This window comes from Sphaerobacter sp. (assembly GCF_019683595.1).
Lineage (GTDB): Bacteria > Chloroflexota > Chloroflexia > Thermomicrobiales > Thermomicrobiaceae > Sphaerobacter.
This window is the reverse complement of the sequence record NZ_JADGHZ010000081.1, coordinates 1-15,077: the sequence shown is the minus strand read 5'-3', so window position 1 is coordinate 15,077 and position 15,077 is coordinate 1. Positions and strand designations below refer to the sequence as shown.

The 15,077-nt window shown below is 68.9% G+C and carries 16 protein-coding genes; 4 read left to right on the top strand and 12 right to left on the bottom strand.

Features of this window, described 5'->3' with window-relative positions; genetic code table 11:
* Positions 1-85: 85 nt before the first annotated feature.
* From IRZ30_RS10030 to IRZ30_RS09985, 10 genes are all read right to left on the bottom strand, one after another.
* The gene (locus IRZ30_RS10030; protein ID WP_366945341.1) at positions 86-310 is read right to left on the bottom strand and encodes a DUF2249 domain-containing protein; all 225 of its coding nucleotides are present in this window, start codon (positions 308-310) and stop codon (positions 86-88) included.
* 29 nt (positions 311-339) lie between these two features.
* The gene (locus tag IRZ30_RS10025; protein ID WP_294084870.1) at positions 340-1,689 is read right to left on the bottom strand and encodes a hypothetical protein; all 1,350 of its coding nucleotides are present in this window, start codon (positions 1,687-1,689) and stop codon (positions 340-342) included.
* Entirely contained in the window at positions 1,689-2,537 is an 849-nt protein-coding gene (locus IRZ30_RS10020) for a DUF2249 domain-containing protein (RefSeq protein ID WP_294084866.1), read from the bottom strand. The genes IRZ30_RS10025 and IRZ30_RS10020 overlap by 1 nt, the downstream gene beginning before the upstream one ends.
* A gap of 14 nt (positions 2,538-2,551) precedes the next feature.
* Positions 2,552-2,881 carry a metal-sulfur cluster assembly factor gene (locus tag IRZ30_RS10015; RefSeq protein WP_294084865.1) on the bottom strand — a complete coding sequence of 110 codons (330 nt, stop codon included), beginning with the start codon at positions 2,879-2,881 and terminating at the stop codon, positions 2,552-2,554.
* Between the two features lie 131 nt (positions 2,882-3,012).
* Positions 3,013-3,558 carry a DUF488 family protein gene (locus tag IRZ30_RS10010; protein WP_294084863.1) on the bottom strand — a complete coding sequence of 182 codons (546 nt, stop codon included), beginning with the start codon at positions 3,556-3,558 and terminating at the stop codon, positions 3,013-3,015.
* Between the two features lie 134 nt (positions 3,559-3,692).
* Positions 3,693-4,652 (bottom strand): DNA-3-methyladenine glycosylase 2 family protein, encoded by a 960-nt coding sequence (locus tag IRZ30_RS10005; protein WP_294084861.1) that lies wholly within the window; start codon positions 4,650-4,652, stop codon positions 3,693-3,695.
* Positions 4,653-4,737: 85 nt separating this feature from the next.
* Positions 4,738-6,633: a cytochrome c oxidase subunit I gene (gene ctaD / locus IRZ30_RS10000; RefSeq protein ID WP_294084859.1), complete on the bottom strand. Its 1,896-nt coding sequence runs from the start codon at positions 6,631-6,633 to the stop codon at positions 4,738-4,740.
* Positions 6,634-6,747: 114 nt separating this feature from the next.
* Positions 6,748-6,990, bottom strand: coding sequence for a 4Fe-4S binding protein (locus IRZ30_RS09995; protein WP_012871114.1), 243 nt, complete (start codon positions 6,988-6,990; stop codon positions 6,748-6,750).
* 116 nt (positions 6,991-7,106) lie between these two features.
* Positions 7,107-7,337 carry a DUF1858 domain-containing protein gene (locus IRZ30_RS09990; protein ID WP_294084852.1) on the bottom strand — a complete coding sequence of 77 codons (231 nt, stop codon included), beginning with the start codon at positions 7,335-7,337 and terminating at the stop codon, positions 7,107-7,109.
* A gap of 110 nt (positions 7,338-7,447) precedes the next feature.
* Complete coding sequence (locus IRZ30_RS09985) at positions 7,448-8,194, bottom strand: Crp/Fnr family transcriptional regulator (RefSeq protein ID WP_294084850.1); 747 nt, start codon at positions 8,192-8,194, stop codon at positions 7,448-7,450.
* A 174-nt stretch (positions 8,195-8,368) separates the two neighbouring features.
* Here IRZ30_RS09985 and IRZ30_RS09980 point away from each other — a divergent pair, with 174 nt between their 5' ends.
* Both IRZ30_RS09980 and IRZ30_RS09975 read left to right on the top strand, forming a co-directional pair.
* On the top strand, positions 8,369-9,817 hold the full coding sequence (locus IRZ30_RS09980; RefSeq protein WP_294084849.1) for a Mur ligase family protein: 1,449 nt from the start codon (positions 8,369-8,371) through the stop codon (positions 9,815-9,817).
* Entirely contained in the window at positions 9,814-10,533 is a 720-nt protein-coding gene (locus IRZ30_RS09975) for an HAD family hydrolase (RefSeq protein ID WP_294084848.1), read from the top strand. Before IRZ30_RS09980 ends, IRZ30_RS09975 begins: the two co-directional genes overlap by 4 nt.
* A 105-nt stretch (positions 10,534-10,638) precedes the next feature.
* Here IRZ30_RS09975 and IRZ30_RS09970 read toward each other — a convergent pair whose 3' ends face one another.
* Both IRZ30_RS09970 and IRZ30_RS09965 read right to left on the bottom strand, forming a co-directional pair.
* Positions 10,639-11,214 (bottom strand): HDIG domain-containing metalloprotein, encoded by a 576-nt coding sequence (locus IRZ30_RS09970; RefSeq protein WP_294084847.1) that lies wholly within the window; start codon positions 11,212-11,214, stop codon positions 10,639-10,641.
* Positions 11,215-11,383: 169 nt separating this feature from the next.
* Positions 11,384-11,983, bottom strand: coding sequence for a hypothetical protein (locus IRZ30_RS09965; protein WP_294084846.1), 600 nt, complete (start codon positions 11,981-11,983; stop codon positions 11,384-11,386).
* 202 nt (positions 11,984-12,185) lie between these two features.
* On the opposite strand from IRZ30_RS09965, the gene IRZ30_RS09960 reads away from it, so the two are divergent.
* Together IRZ30_RS09960 and IRZ30_RS09955 are read left to right on the top strand one after the other, a co-directional pair.
* On the top strand, positions 12,186-14,399 hold the full coding sequence (locus tag IRZ30_RS09960; RefSeq protein ID WP_294084845.1) for an ATP-dependent RecD-like DNA helicase: 2,214 nt from the start codon (positions 12,186-12,188) through the stop codon (positions 14,397-14,399).
* Between the two features lie 195 nt (positions 14,400-14,594).
* A partial coding sequence (locus IRZ30_RS09955) for an endonuclease domain-containing protein (protein ID WP_294084843.1) occupies positions 14,595-15,077 on the top strand: 483 nt, incomplete at its 3' end.

Sequence of the window (15,077 nt, the reverse complement as noted above, 5' to 3'; positions counted from 1 at the left end):
GGGTGTTTTGTTTAAGTCACAGAGAGAGGGTAGTGGGGTGGGGAGCCACGCGCCGCCGCGGGTGTCACGGCGCGTGGCCCGGAGATCAGCGGGTGAGCCTCGTGATCCGGACCTGCCACACCTCGGGTCCGGATTCGACGTACTCCCAGCCTGCCTGGCCAGGGTACTCCGCCATGAGCTGGTAATAGAGCGGTTTGGGGTCGTGGTCGTTGACCAGGCGCATGCTCTCGCCGGGCGCCAGATCGAGGAACTGCCGGAAGATCAGCGCGTGCCGCTCGCGCGGCGTGATCTCGCGCACGTCGAGCGTCACGGTCTCCGGGGTGTCAGGCGTATTCACCGTCACGATACCACTCCATCCTCAGTCGCACCCGACCCCACCCGTGGGGTCGGCGTCCGTCGAAACCACACGGTCACGTTCGACAGTCCGTGGCCCGCGATCCGGCCCACGTTGATCAGGAAGCAAGCCAGGCCCGCGGCCAGCACCATCCCCGCGATGCGCCCCAGCGCCGCGTTCCCGAGCGGGGCAACCGCGAGCGACAGGGCCAACCCGGCCGTCCAGAGCAGCCACCCGGCGACGGCCAGACGGCGGTAGTACATCTCCTCCAGGCGCGGCACACGCTGGCGCCCGGCGAGCGGCGCGTACCGGTGGAGCCAGACGAGGAACGTGGCGATCTTGTAGAAGAAGCCCTGGATCGCCGTCTCGGCCAGCCCACCCAGCGTCAGCCACACCACAGCCACCCACAGCGCCGACGACGGCCGCAGCCCGAGCGCCATCCCGGCCACCAGGAGCAGCGCCGCCGCCGTCCCGCCCCCAGCCGAGACGAGCGCGAAGGGGATGTGCACGTCGAATCCCCGGCGCCGCCGCGCCCGGTAGAGGTGCACCAACTGCGCGGCGAAGAGGATCTGCCCGGCGGCGATCGCGAGTGCCGCTACGAGGCGAACCACGGGGTCCGTGCGGAGCAGAAACGCCGCGATCAGCAACCAGGCGCCGCCCGTCATCAGGACCAATCCGGCCCATGCTGCCGGGCGCCACAGGGCATCCTCGGCCAGCGTGAACATCCCCACCAGCCGGTAGGCGACGCCGGCCAGCAGCACCGGCACCCAGGCCGCAAGCAGGAAGGTGACATGGGCGCCCAGGAGCGGGTAGGTCATCGCGCCAAGGAAGCCGTTTCCCTTGCTGCCCGCCAGCAGCAGCCCGGCGAAGATGCCTCCTGCGAGCCCCACCAGCGCCACGGCCAGATGCCAGGCCACGACGTCCCAGCGCTGCGCTCGCCGCAGCGTCGTGCCGACCACCCCGATGTAGAGGAGGAACGCAACGACCAAGAGGGTCGCGCCCGTCCCCATCGCCCAGTGCCGCAGCGTCAGGAGCCCCGGCAGCAAGAACGACAGCCCGACCAGGAACGCCCAAAAGGAGAGCCGCCCCACACGGACCGACGCTAACGGCGTCTGCAAGACGACCGGCACAAGCTGGTACGTGGCGCCGAGGATCACCGCGGCGACCACCCCGAGGGTGTTGAGGTGCACGAAGGCGAGCAGACGCAGATCGCTGAAGCTCCCCGCGAAGAGCGGGACGGCGAACGGCGCCAGCACTGCCACGGCGAGGAGGTCGACCATGCCGAGCACCATGAAGCGCGCGGGGAGATCGAGGTCCGGCGCGTGCGCGCTGCTGATTCCACCCCCGGGGCGCATCACCGTTCCTCCGCGCCGGTGGTCTTCTCGATCAGCACCTCAACCCGCCCCGGACCGAGCTCGCGCGTCTCATGCCGGTAGCCGAGCGCGTCGAGCCGGGGGTAGAGGTGCATCGGCCGCCTGACGTGGTGCACCAGCAGGGTGCCACCTGCCGGCAGCGCTTCGAGCGCCTCCAGGATCCGAATCATCGGCTCCGGCGGCACCAGATCGCTCACATCGATCGTCACCGTCGCACTCGGGGATTCCCAATCCAGCGCCGGCGCAGCCGGCCGCGGCTGCGCCGCCGGGGTCGTCGCCTCACGCGCCCGCCCGCCGGCGTAGAAGAAGAGGATCTCCCAGTCCTCCGGGCCGTGCTGCCGGGCGTAGTGGACGAAGCCGCGCTGCCCGAGCACGTCGTAGAGCGGAACCGGCTCGAACGTGTTCCAGAGGCGGAACGCGTGCCCCGGCGCGACGCGGCGCGCGGCGGCCATGATCGCGCTAAACGGCTCCCGCCCCTCCCGCTGCATCGGCCGGGCGTCGACCTCGGCGTCGATCGGTGCGCTCCCGACCCAGGGTGGCACGTCCTCGGTCGTTGCAGCGTCCGTTTGTCCCGCCGGCTGCTCTTCGGGAACTTCGATCCCGATGGCGTGGTTCAGCGCCCGCACCAGCTCAGCCGGCTCCATGCCGCCGATGGCCGCGGCTTGCGCCACCGTCACCAGCCGGCTTTGGACGCGCCGCATGACCGGGTTGCGCAGCAGGCGGAAGGTGGGGTTCAACTTCACCAGCTCGTCCACCAGGTGTGGGTATCGGCTGATGACCTCACTCACCTTCCAGGAGGCCAGGATCGGCTCCGGTGCCGTCTCACTCATGCGCGACCGCTCCCCTATTCCCAGCCCAGTTCCCGGAGCCCCGCTGGCGTGATCATCTCCGGCCCCCAGGGCGGGTCCCACACGAGATCGACCACGACATCCTGCACGCCCGGCGCGTAGGTCCGCACCGCCTCCTCAACCGCCGTCGCGATGCTGTCATGCAGCGGGCACCCGGGCGTGGTCAACGTCATCGTCACGCGCACCTGGCGCCCTTCGACCTGCACGCCGTACACGAGCCCGAGGTCGACGACGTTGACCCCCAGCTCCGGGTCGTAGACCTCATAGAGCGCCGCCAGAACCGTCTCCGGGTTGAGCAGGAACGACGTCACCGCCGGGTCACTCACCAGGTCGTACCCTCCCTTTGCCGCGTCGCGCCGGGCCTACCGCCCAGCTACATCCGACTATGCCGAAGACCGCCCGGCGCGTCTTTGCGCTGGCGCAAATGGAGACCGCGCAGACCCCACCACCGGCAGGGTCATTCCTGGCTCGTGGGTTCCTCTGGGGGATAGGTGATGTCGGTACCGTCGACGACGGCGAAGGGGGTCATGCGATGTGGCTGGGTCGAGCGCGGACCCATGATGTGCGCGACGGGGATGCCGCGCACGGTGAGCGCATCGGCGATGAGCGACCGGTGGCAGCGCCAGGGGACCGCCTCGGCACACATGATGGCGATCCGGTCGCTGCTGGCGAGGTCGATCAGCTCGTCGAGCGCCGCGGCGAAGTCCGGTGTCTGCATGTAGTCGGCGAAGCCGCGGAAGGAAGCGTTGCGCCACCCGGTGTTCGGTGAGTCGGCTCGCGCTCGCCGCAGCCCGCCGAGTGCCGCCATGTGCGTGTACGCAATACCGGCCTCCGCCAGCGCCTCGGGGAGCGTCTCGCGGTTGAACTGCGGGTTCTTGCGCGACCGAGGCACGGTGCGCACATCGACCAGCCGGGTCACGCCGTTCTCCCGCAGCAGGTCGATCAACTCCGCGACCGACCGCGTCGAATGGCCGATGGTGAGCACCCGGGTCGAGTCGCTCATGGATCCCGCGCCTCGCGTCTCAAACTCGCCTAGCTCGTCGCATCAACGCTGCCGAATCGACCCCGGAACACCCGCAAGCAGCCCACCATCCCAGCGTGGGCCCGGCACCGCTCAGGACGACACGCACGAGGGCGTCATCCCGTATCCCGCGGACCATCCAGCTCCACATGGCCCGCTTCGGCGATTCGGGACAGGAGCAGGTAGAAGTACAGGAGCCCGCCGTAGTCGCGCCAGGCTCCGAGCACGCGCTGCACGCCGTCGTAGTCGAGCGCCTCCTCGATGCCGAGCCAGCGACGGAGGTTGTTCCGGCCGCCGACGTCATCGCCCGGGAAGATGTGCACCCGCCCCAGCCCACGCAGCAGGACGTACTCGGCCGTCCAGCGGCCGACTCCGCGCAGTGCGAGCAGCCGCTCCATCGCCGCATCGTCCGGCAGGCCCTCCAGAGATTCCAGATCGAGCGATCCGTCGACCAGGCGCTCCGACAGCTCCAGCACCGCCCGCGCCTTCTGCCGGCTGAAGCCCAGTTCGCGCAGGCGGTCCGGGCTCACCGTCAGCACGTCCTCAGGGCGGGGGAAGGCGACGTGGGTCTCGCCGTCGCGCTGAATGGTCATCCCACATTCCTGCGCCAGGCGCGACAGGATGCGCAGGCCAAAGGTCAGCGTGATCTGCTGGCAGGCGATGGCATTGACCAGCGCCTCGTATACCGTGGGATAGCGGGTGGGTTTCGCGCCCCGCAGGCGGGTGGCAAGCTCGGCGAGCGCCGGGTCGCCCGCGGCCAGCCGCGTGAAACCGCTCAGGTCCACCTCCGTACCCAACATGCGCATGAGCGTCCGTCGGAGCGCTGGAACCACCTCGTCCCCGGCGCCGGGTCCGGACGCGACGACGTGCAAGCACGGAGTCTCCATCGGTCCGATCTGCGTCACAGCCACCTCGATGGGCTGGCCGTTCAGCGGGAGCACCCGCCGATACGTCCGGCCGTCCCAGCGATCCACCACGTAGTCGGGCCGGCGGCGCAGGACCCAGACCGTCAGGTCGAGCCGGAACGGCGCCAGCGGCTCGATCGTGAAGCTGACCGATTCGACGCGCGCACCCATCCCGACTCCTTCCCTGGCTTTGCGCACAACACCGGAGGACCGGGCCAAATCGGCCCGGTCCTCGATTCTCGCACAGCGCGGCGGGTCAGTCGCTCGTCGGCTGCTGGATCGGCTGGGAACCGGACTGCGGCTGGGGAGCCGGGTGCGCCGGCCCGGTGGGGTGATTTGGCTCCAGCGCCCAGGCGACCACGCTGATGAGGAGCAGCGCCAGGCCGACGCCGACCACCGGGTAGACCTGCCACACCATCCCCCCCGCCGCGATGGTCAGCGAAAGCGCAGCCAGCAGCGGGAAGTAGGACGGCAGCGGCAGAACGATCGGCGTCTTCGGCTGCGTCGCCGGTGGCTGGGCCGACCCATCGGCGATCTCCCGCTTCCGCCGCCACCAATCGTCACGCGCACGCACCTCCGGGATCTCGGCGAAGTTGTACTCGGGCGGCGGCGAGGGGATCGACCACTCCAGCGTGCGGCCGTCCCACGGGTCGGCCTCCGCGCGCTTGCCCGAGCGCAGGGACGTGACGACGTTGACGACTAGGAGGAGCATCGAGAGCCCGAGGCCGAACGCCCCGACCGTCTCGACCATGTTCCACAGATCCCACCCCATCCCAGGGGCATAGGTGAAGATGCGGCGCGGCATGCCTTCGACACCCAGCAGGTGCATCGGGAAGAAGGTGACGTTGAAGAAGATCAGCGTCAGCCAGAAGTGCACCTGCCCCAGCCGGTCGTTCAGCATCCGCCCGAAGATCTTGGGGAACCAGTAGTAGATGCCGCCCAAGAGGGCCATGATCGTGCCGCCGAAGAGCACGTAGTGGAAGTGCGCGACGACGAAGTAGGTGTCGGTCTGCCAATAGTCGACCGGCACCGAGGCGTGCATCACACCCGAGATGCCGCCGATCGTGAACATGCCGACGAACCCCACCGCGAACAACAGCGGCGTGGAGATGCGGATTGAGCCGCCCCAGAGCGTCCCCAGCCAGTTGAAGATCTTCACCCCGGTGGGGATCGCGATCAGCATCGTTGTCGTGCCGAACACCGAGTTGGGCACCGGTCCGAGCCCGACGGCAAACATGTGGTGCGCCCAGACACCGAAGGACAGGAGCGCGATCGCGATGCCGGAGTAGACCATGAACGGATAGCCGAAGAGTGGCTTGCGCGAGAACGTCGGGAGGATCTCCGAGATGACCCCGAAGGCGGGCAGGATCAGGATGTAGACCTCCGGGTGGCCGAAGATCCAGAAGAGGTGCTGCCACAGGACCGGGTCACCACCGGCCGACGGCTCGAAGAAGGTGCCGCCGTAGTAGCGATCGAACATCAATTCCACCAGACCGATCGTCAGCGGCGGGAACGCGAGCAGCATCAAGACCGAGGTGATGAAGGTCATCCAGACGAAGAGGGGCATCCGCAGCATCGACATCCCCGGCGCCCGCATATTGACGATGGTCACGAAGAAGTTGAGCGCCGACGCCAGCGAGGAGACGCCCAGCACTTGGAGACTCATCATGTAGAAGTCGAGGTTACGGCCGGGCGAGAAGGTGTCGGTGGTCAGGTTGGCGTAGGCGAACCAGCCGGCGTTCGGCGCTTCCCCCAGGGGCAAACTGATGAGCAGCAGGATCGATCCGAACAGATACGCCCAGTAACTGAAGGCGTTGAGCCGGGGGAAGGCGACGTCGCGCGCGCCGATCATGAGCGGGACCAGGATATTGAAGAAGGCAGCATTGAGCGGCATCGCCACCAGGAAGATCATCATCAGGCCGTGCATGGTGAAGATCTGGTTGTATGCGTCCGGGGTGACGAGGTTGTTCTCCGGCACGGCCAGTTGTGCCCGGATGACGAGTGCGAATGCGCCCGCCACGAAGAAGAACGACAGCGCGGTGAAGAGATAGAGGATCCCGATGCGCTTGTGGTCAACCGTCGTAATCCAGCTCCAGATGGTGGAACCGAGCGACGGCTGTCGCCGTTCAAGCGAGACCGCTGGCTGCGTCATGGCGACCTCCCCTTGCTCAAGTGCCGTGCGCGCGTCCGGGGTCGTCGATCGGTCCTCACCCCCGGCCTACGTCTCCAACCCGTGGAGACGAGGCCGGGGCGTGCGGGCCTTCGCTTACTTCTGGAAGTACTCGCGGTTGATGCGCAGGAAGTCGGCCCACTGCTCGGGCAGGTCGTCCTCGAAGAAGATGGCCTCCACTGGGCAGACCTCGGCGCACACACCGCAGTCGATGCACTCGTCCGGATCGATGTAGTACTGCTCGGCCTCGTCATCGGAGTGGATGCAGTCTACCGGGCAGACCTCGACGCACGAGGCGTCCTTCACACCGATGCAGGGCTCCGCAATGACGTAGGTCATGACCTCCCCTGTTCAGCTCGTTCGACACCGCTTCCCGGCGCCCTGGCCACTGATCCCGCAAACTCCTGACCGCGACCTGTGCCCTCGGTCGCCGTAAGCCACCGGCGACCGTTCGCTCAACCGGCGGGCGACCCGCCGCGCACGGTCGCGTTCAAGTCCGCCAACATCGCCTGCAGCGGCTGCTGGTAGATGGCGCACACCTCGGCGACAGTCTCGAAGCGCGCCATGCTGCAACCGACGCAGTGCATCCGGCGGCGAAGGAAGACGGCCGCCGCCTCCGGGAACCGGTCGAGCAGGGCATCCACGTTGGTGTCGGGACCGATCAGCGAGGCGTCAACCGGTCTCATGTCACACTCCAACCCGGGTACGCCCACGACGTATGCCGCGGTCGCCGACAGGTTGACACGCCGCGCGCGAAACGTCTTTGCGCTGGCGCAAGGAGGCCCCGCTACCCGGCTTACCCGCCCTCCAGTTCGTGCAAATCCTCCGCCAGGGCGACCAACCGGTGCATCTCACGGATGACCACGCGCTCCCGCCCCGCGATGATCAGTCCGGCACGGTCCCAGGCGCTCAGCGTGCGGCTGGCCGTGCTCAGCGTGGTCCCCGCCAGCTCGGCCAGATCCTGGCGCGTCAGCGGCAGCCCGATCTCCACCCCTTCATCGGTCTGCACGCCCGTCTTGCTGGCAAGGCGTAGCAGCGCCCGCGCGATGCGGCGCTCGGCCCGCTCGGTCTGCAGCTCGCTGATGCGCGCTTCCGCCTCCCGAAGCCGCTGCGCCAGTTCCCGGATCACCGCCAGGGCGACCTCCGGATGTTCACCGATCAGCGCCGAGAAATCGCCGACCGGCATCTGCAGGACGACCCCAGCGTCCAGTGCGACGGCGCTCGCCGGGTAGACCACCTCACCCCAGAGACCGGCGCCACCGAAGATGTCCCCCGGTTGGATCATCCGGAGGATGACCTCACGCCCGTCCTCCGTCTCCTTGATGATCTTGATGCGCCCTTCGGCCAGGAGGCTGACGTGCGCCGCAGGCGTTCCCGCGAGGAAGACGAACTCTCCTTCCTCGACCATCCGCGGTCGCAGGCGGTGCCCGATCGCGGCCAGCGCCTCGGGTGGCAGCTCGCGGAACAGGCGCACTGCGGGGAGGAACGCAGTTCGGCGGGTGGCGTCCCAGCCGGTGGGTCGAGGGTCGTCGCTCTGGTGCATCGCTGTGAACTCCCGCGCCGGCGACCACGTGAACGGTACCCGAGCGGCCGCCCCCAATGGTCGTCAGCAATGTAGCAGCACCGAACACGTCTGCTGATTCTGCCCGACTGCTAGAATTGTCGCGCGGCCCGGCGCGACGGGCAAGCGACGGCAGAGAAGTGCGAGGGACACACCATGACGGCGTCCGGTGACACGGTGCTGACCCGTTATCACTGGGCAGCCGGCTTCATCAACGGGTTGATCCAGGCCCCACCGACCCCGGCACCGGGGACGCCGATGGAGGAGGTGCGGGCGCGAGCGCGCGCCCGCATGGACCGGCTCCGCGCCTTCCTGTCCGTCCTCGGCAACCCGCAGGAGCAGTACCGCATTGCGCATATCGGCGGCACGTCCGGAAAGGGCTCCACCGCCGCCATGCTGGCCGGGGTCCTGCACGCGGCCGGCTACCACACCGGGCTGCACATTTCGCCCTATCTCCAGGTCGAAACCGAGAAGCTGCAGATCGACGGGCGGCTCATCAGCGGGGACCGCTTCGCCGACTACGTCGAGCATATCGCCGCTGCGATGGAGGAGTGGACGCGGGCCGGCGGCGAGCGCCTGACCTACGGCGAGTTCTGGCTGTCCCTGGTGTTGTGGGCCTTCGCCCAGGAGCGCGTCGAGTGGGCGGTGATTGAAGTCGGCGCCGGGGGGCGCTTCGACCTGACCAACGTCGTCTTCTCCGATGTGGCCGTCATCACCTCGGTCGGCATCGACCATGTCGCGACCCTCGGGCACACGATCCCCGAGATCGCCTGGCACAAGGCGGGGATCATCAAGCCAGGCCGCCCGGCGATCACCACAGTGGACGACCCGGCCGCGCTCGAGGAGATCCGACGCGAAGCGACCGAGCAGGACGCGCCGCTGACACACCTGGTACCCGACCGTGACTTTCGCGTCCTCGCCAGCGACGCGAGCGGCACCCAGGTGCTCGACATCCCCAGCGGCACGGTGTTCCACGTGCCGATGCCGGGTGAGTTTCAGGGTGCCAACGCCGCGGCGGCGATCGCGGCAGCCCGCGCGCTCCGGGATCTCCCGCGCGGCCCGATCGACGATGCCGCGATCGCGGCCGGGCTCGCCGCCACCCGCTTCCCGGGGCGCATGGAGGTCGTCCAGGAGCACCCCCGCGTCGTCCTCGACGGCGCGCACAACCCGGAGAAAATGGAGTCGCTGACGCGCAACCTCGATCGCCTCGGGCGCCCGCGCCGCCGCATCGTGGTGTTCGGCTCGCTCGACAGCCACGACTATCTGACCAACGCGACCCTCGTCGCCCAGGCGGCGGACGAGGTCATCGTAACCACCCCGGTGGCGACGCAGCGCGCCGCGGCCGATGCCCGGGTCCTGGCAGACGCCATCATAGCGGCAGGCACGCCGGCCAACGTGGTACCCGAGCCGCGCGATGCGATCGTGGCCGCCCTGGAGCGCGCGACGCCCGACGACGAGATCGTGGCCACCGGCTCGCTCTACCTCGTCGGTGCGGTCCGCGAGCACTGGTACCGGGGAGACGACATCGTGCTGGCCTGCAGCAGTTGGCCGCCACGCAGCAGCGAACACCCGCACCGCGGGAACGGAAGCAGGACGGGCACGTGACGCGGCGGTTGGTGCTGTTCGACGTCGACGGCACCCTCATTGAGCGGGGCGACCCGGCACACGTCGCGGCGATCGACCGCGGCATCCACACGGTCTTCCCTGCCGCGGCTCATGTCAGCATCCTCGACCTCGACCTGGACGGAAAGCTGGAGCGCCAGCTCGTGCGGGGCGTCCTGGCCGCCGCCGGGCTCGAACCCACGGTGCCGGAGGACTCCCTCGCCACCATCTTCCAAACCGCGGCCGAGTTCTACCGCGCCGCCTGGGACGGGCGCAGCGGCGATCACGACCTGCTCCCGGGCATCCGCCCGCTGCTCGACCGGGTCGCCGACGATCCGCGCTTCGCCCTGGGCGTGCTCACCGGTGGTATCCGGCCGATCGTCGAGATCAAGTTCCGGCGCCTGGGCCTGGCTGACTACTTCCCCATCGGTGCCTTCGGTGACGAGGACGTGGAGGAGCGCCCGGACCTCCTGCCGCTCGCCGTCAAGCGAGCCGAGGCGCACTACGGCACGCCGTTCCCGTCCAACCGGGTCATCATCGTCGGCGACACGCCGCACGACGTGCGCTGCGCCCATGTAGGCGGCGCCACGGCCCTCGCCGTGGCCACCGGCCGCTACCCGGAAGACGCCCTACGCGACGCCGGAGCCGATGTCGTCCTCCCCGACCTCGCCGACACCGACCGGGTGATCGCCGCGCTCCTCACGCTGACGGGCGAGTAACCGTCAGCCGTCATGCGTCAACCGTGTTGCGCTTTCCGTAGGTCCCCCCTCTCCCCTTGTGGTCTCCGTCCGAGAGGGGCCGGGGGTGAGGGATAACCCCCGCCCTCACGCCACCTTCCGCTCAAGACCGAGCGCTTCGGCGTTGGCCTTCATGGCGTCGAGAACCACCTGGATGTGCTCGTCGAGCGGCATGCCGATCGCCTCGGCCGCCTCCTCGATCTGCTGCCGGTTGACCGCCGCCGCGAACTCCTTGACCTTCCACTTCTTCCGGACGCTCTTGACTTCAACGTCCAGGATGCTCTTGGTCGGCCGGACCAGCGCGACGGCGACGAGGAAGCCGGTCAACTCGTCCACCGCGACCAGCGTCCGCTCCATGAGGCTCTCGGGCTTGACGCCGGTGATGTCCTCCGCGTGGGCGAGAATCGCGCGGACCACCTCCTCCGGGCAGCCACGCTCACGCAGGATCTTCGCACCGACCACCGGGTGCCCCTCGACGCTGATGTCGGGGTAGCGCTCGTAGTCGAAGTCGTGCAGCAGTCCGACCAGGCCCCAGAGGTCGGGATCCTCACCGAAGCGTTCGGCATAGGCCCGCATCGCCGCTTCCACCGCGAGCATGTGGCGCAGGAGGTGCGGCTGCGTGGTGTACTCGGTGACGAGCTGCCAGGCTTCTGCGCGATCCATCAGGTCTCCTCACTCCCTCCACCTACCGGGACGACCGTATGCCGCCCGGTACTATACCAGCCGCTCAGCCCTCGCCCCCGTTTTCGCGGTGGGAGACGATGCGCCGGACACGGTACGGCGCCGGCCACGGCCGGCGCCTGCAATCGGTACGCGACGCATTGAGCCACTGCTACCGCTGCGGCCGCTTCTTCGGATCGGGCTGCTCGAGCATGGCGCCGATGGCACGCACCGACCCGCGCACCCAGCGGTTATTCACCGCCTTGCGCACGTTGGGGTTCCGCCCCAGCTCGCGCGCCGTCGACTCGATGGTCCCTCCGGTGCGAGGCGCTGTGCTCCGCTTCGCGGTGGTGGTGCTCTTCGCCTTGGCGGCGGGAGTCGTGGACGTCGCGGCGGGCCGTTTGGCCGGGGCCGCCTTGCGCGCCGGAGCAGCCGCTTTCCCGTTGGCACTCGGGGTCGCGCGCATCGCCTGGACGGAGCGGGACATGGCCTGCACCCAGCGGTTCGGCTTCCGGTTCAGATGCCCACCGCGCCGCTTCCAGAGATAGCGGCTGATCCCCATACCAACGAAGCCGCCCAGGATGGCAAGCGCGGAGCCGGGACTGTCCGGCCGGTCACGGATAATGTCGATGTTGCCCCAGTTCGCGATGACGATAACGCCCGCGGTTCCGAGATACCCGGCCGCCCAGGCCGCGGTCTCGCTAATGGCCTGGCCGAGGCTGCGGCACGTTCGCCACGACATCAGAAGGATCAGCGGGACGACGATCCACACAGAGCGTTCCTTACGCTGGAACCATGCACACACGGGGTCGGGACCACGACGCAAGCCTACCGGATTGCGCGTCGCCACGCCAGAGAACCCGCCGTCCGCCGGACAGGGTCCTGCCCCTACCAGGTAGAATTATGGCAGGAAACCCGGCCGGGCACAGGCCGTCTCGCCTTCGGCCGCCGGTCCAGCACCAGAAGAGAGCACCATGGCCATCACGTCCTCGTCCCCACCCTCCCCCACGGCGGAGCTGGAAGGCACCGTCGAGCGTATCACCTACCAGAACCCGACCAACGGGTATACGGTCTTGAAGGTGACCACCCGGCGCGGTGCCGAGGTGACCGTGGTCGGGCAGCTCGGCGGGGTCAACCCGGGCGAGACACTTCACCTCGACGGCTTCTGGACCACGCACCCGCAGCACGGGCGCCAATTCCAGGCGACGGGCTTCCGCTCGATCCTCCCGGCAACCACGGAGGGCATCCGCAAGTACCTCGGCTCCGGGCTGATCCGGGGTGTCGGCCCGGTCACCGCGCGGCGCATCGTCGAGCACTTCGGGGCGGAGGCACTCGGAGTGATCGACCAGCAGCCCGAGCGGCTGAGCGAAGTGCACGGGCTGGGACCAAAGCGGATCAAGGCCATCATCGCCGCCTGGGCCGAGCAGCGGGCGATCAAGGACGTCATGGTCCTGCTCCAGAGCCTCGGCGTGCACACCGGGCTGGCGGTCCGCATCTACCGCGAGTACGGCGACGACGCCCTCCACATCGTCCAGTCCGACCCCTACCGGCTCGCGCGCGACGTCTGGGGCATCGGCTTCAAGACCGCCGACACCATCGGCCGCTCGCTCGGTATCCCCCACGACGACCCAGGGCGGCTCAAAGCGGGGGTGCGTTATGTCCTGTCCCAGGCCGCCGACCGCGACGGACACGTCTATCTCCCACGTGACGAGCTGGTGACGGCCGCCGCCGAGCTCCTCGGCTGCGACGCGGCCCGGGTGGACGCCGTGATCCCCGATCTCGTCGCCGCGCGAGACGTGTTCGTCGAGGCGAGCGACGGGGTGGAGGCGGTCTACCTCAGCGCCCTCGGCGGCGCCGAGATCGCCGTGGCGCGGCGGCTCGCCCGGCTCGTCGCGGCCGAAGCCGATCGGCTGGCCGCGTTCCAGAGCGTCGATTGGGACAGTGCCTTCGAATGGCTCCACCAGACGCAGGGGATGCCACCCCTGGCCGCGCAACAGGTCACGGCCGTGCGCACCGCCCTCACCGAGCGCGTGACCGTCCTCACCGGCGGGCCGGGAACCGGGAAGAGCACCACCCTGCGCGCGGTCGTCACGCTGGCGCGGGCCAAGCGCGCGCGGGTCATCCTGGCCGCGCCGACCGGCCGGGCCGCCAAGCGCATGGCGGAGCTGACTGGGCGCGAGGCGAAGACGATCCACCGGCTCCTGAAGCTCCAGCCCGGCGGGACCGCCTTCTTCAACGAGGAAAACCCGCTCCCGGCGGACCTCGTCGTGGTCGATGAGGCCTCGATGCTTGATGTCGCACTCTGCAACACACTGTTGAAAGCGATCGAGCCGGGGACGCACCTGCTGCTCGTCGGCGATGTCGACCAGCTCCCATCGGTGGGACCGGGCAATATCCTGCGTGACGTGATCGACAGCGGCGCCGTGCCGGTGGTGCGGCTCGACGAGGTGTTCCGGCAGGCCGAGCAGAGCGCTATCGTCCGCAACGCCCACCGGATCAACCACGGCGAGATGCCGCAGTGGGGCCGAGAGATCCGCGACTTCGCGGTGCTACGGCTCCCCGACGGTCCCGACGTCATCGAGCGGGCGGCGGAGACGATCATCGAGCTGGTGCAGGAGCGGCTGCCGCGTGCGTACGGGCTGGACCCCGGCGAGATCCAGGTGCTCAGCCCGATGAACCGCGGTCCCGCCGGCACCCGCCGGCTGAACGAGTTGCTGCAAGAGGCGCTCAACCCCGCCGCACCCGGCAAGCTGGAGACGCGGGCAGCCGGGCGGCTCATCCGCACCGGCGACCGTCTGATCGCCCTGCGTAACAACTATCAACTCGAGGTCTTCAACGGGGATCTCGCCTACGTGCAGAGCCTGGACCCCATCGAGCAGCGGTTCCGGCTCGCGCTCGACGACGGCCGCACGGTCGACGTGCCGTTCACCCAGGCGGACGAGTTCGGCCACGCCTTCGCCATCTCGGTTCACCGGGCACAGGGCTCCGAGTTCCGCGCCGTGGTGATGCCGGTGCTGACGGCGCACTACCTGATGCTGCAGCGCAACCTGCTCTACACCGCGATCACCCGCGCCCGTGAGCTGGTCGTGCTCGTCGCGCAGCCCCGGGCCATCGCGATCGCCGTGCGCAACGACCGCATCGCCCGCCGATACACCGCCCTCGCCGAACGCCTGCGAACGCTGGCCTGACACGGGCACACCCCTGACCTAACTCTTCGTCCCTACCGAAGGCATGCCCTTGGGAGTGCGCGAGATGGCCCTCACCCCCGACCCCTCTCCCAACTTTGGGAGAGGGGGGATTGACGGAAATTGAAGAGTGACGATGATGGATCTATCCTGCGTGGTAAAGAATTGCAGGAGGTCGCGCACACCAGGAGGGGCGGCGTGCGGCGGGGAACGACGACGGGACGGGTGCGAGGCACGACGCGGGCGCTCGATGAGGCAGCCCGCCAGCTCCGGCGCACTCAGACCCCGGCCGAGGCGGCCCTGTGGCAGGCGCTGCGTGGTCGGCGCTTCCATGGGTTGAAGTTCCGGCGGCAGCACCCGATCGGCCCCTACGTGGCCGATTTCTACTGCCCCAGTCTGCGACTCGTCATTGAGGTCGACGGTGACGTGCACCACGAGCGTCGGGATTACGATACCGCGCGGACGGAGCATCTCTCCCAGTACCACTACCGCGTGGTCCGCTTCCGCAACGAGGAGGTCCTGAACGACCTCGATGGCGTCCTGCGGCGCCTCACCGCGCTCATCACCGAGGACCACTCCTCCGTCACGCCCGAACAGCGTAGGTCTCCCGCGCTGAACCATATGCCGAGTGTCGACAAGCAGGACACTCCCCCTCTCCCAAGGTTGGGAGAGGGGGAATGT

Excerpts from the sequence above, each read along its gene's own strand:
- IRZ30_RS10025 (WP_294084870.1), bottom strand. The coding sequence starts at position 1,689 with ATGCGCCCCGGGGGTGGAATCAGCAGCGCGCACGCGCCGGACCTCGAT.
- IRZ30_RS10020 (WP_294084866.1), bottom strand. The coding sequence starts at position 2,537 with ATGAGTGAGACGGCACCGGAGCCGATCCTGGCCTCCTGGAAGGTGAGT.
- IRZ30_RS10010 (WP_294084863.1), bottom strand. The coding sequence starts at position 3,558 with ATGAGCGACTCGACCCGGGTGCTCACCATCGGCCATTCGACGCGGTCG.
- IRZ30_RS10005 (WP_294084861.1), bottom strand. The coding sequence starts at position 4,652 with ATGGGTGCGCGCGTCGAATCGGTCAGCTTCACGATCGAGCCGCTGGCG.
- ctaD (WP_294084859.1), bottom strand. The coding sequence starts at position 6,633 with ATGACGCAGCCAGCGGTCTCGCTTGAACGGCGACAGCCGTCGCTCGGT.
- IRZ30_RS09995 (WP_012871114.1), bottom strand. The coding sequence starts at position 6,990 with ATGACCTACGTCATTGCGGAGCCCTGCATCGGTGTGAAGGACGCCTCG.
- IRZ30_RS09990 (WP_294084852.1), bottom strand. The coding sequence starts at position 7,337 with ATGAGACCGGTTGACGCCTCGCTGATCGGTCCCGACACCAACGTGGAT.
- IRZ30_RS09985 (WP_294084850.1), bottom strand. The coding sequence starts at position 8,194 with ATGCACCAGAGCGACGACCCTCGACCCACCGGCTGGGACGCCACCCGC.
- IRZ30_RS09980 (WP_294084849.1), top strand. The coding sequence starts at position 8,369 with ATGACGGCGTCCGGTGACACGGTGCTGACCCGTTATCACTGGGCAGCC.
- IRZ30_RS09970 (WP_294084847.1), bottom strand. The coding sequence starts at position 11,214 with ATGGATCGCGCAGAAGCCTGGCAGCTCGTCACCGAGTACACCACGCAG.
- IRZ30_RS09960 (WP_294084845.1), top strand. The coding sequence starts at position 12,186 with ATGGCCATCACGTCCTCGTCCCCACCCTCCCCCACGGCGGAGCTGGAA.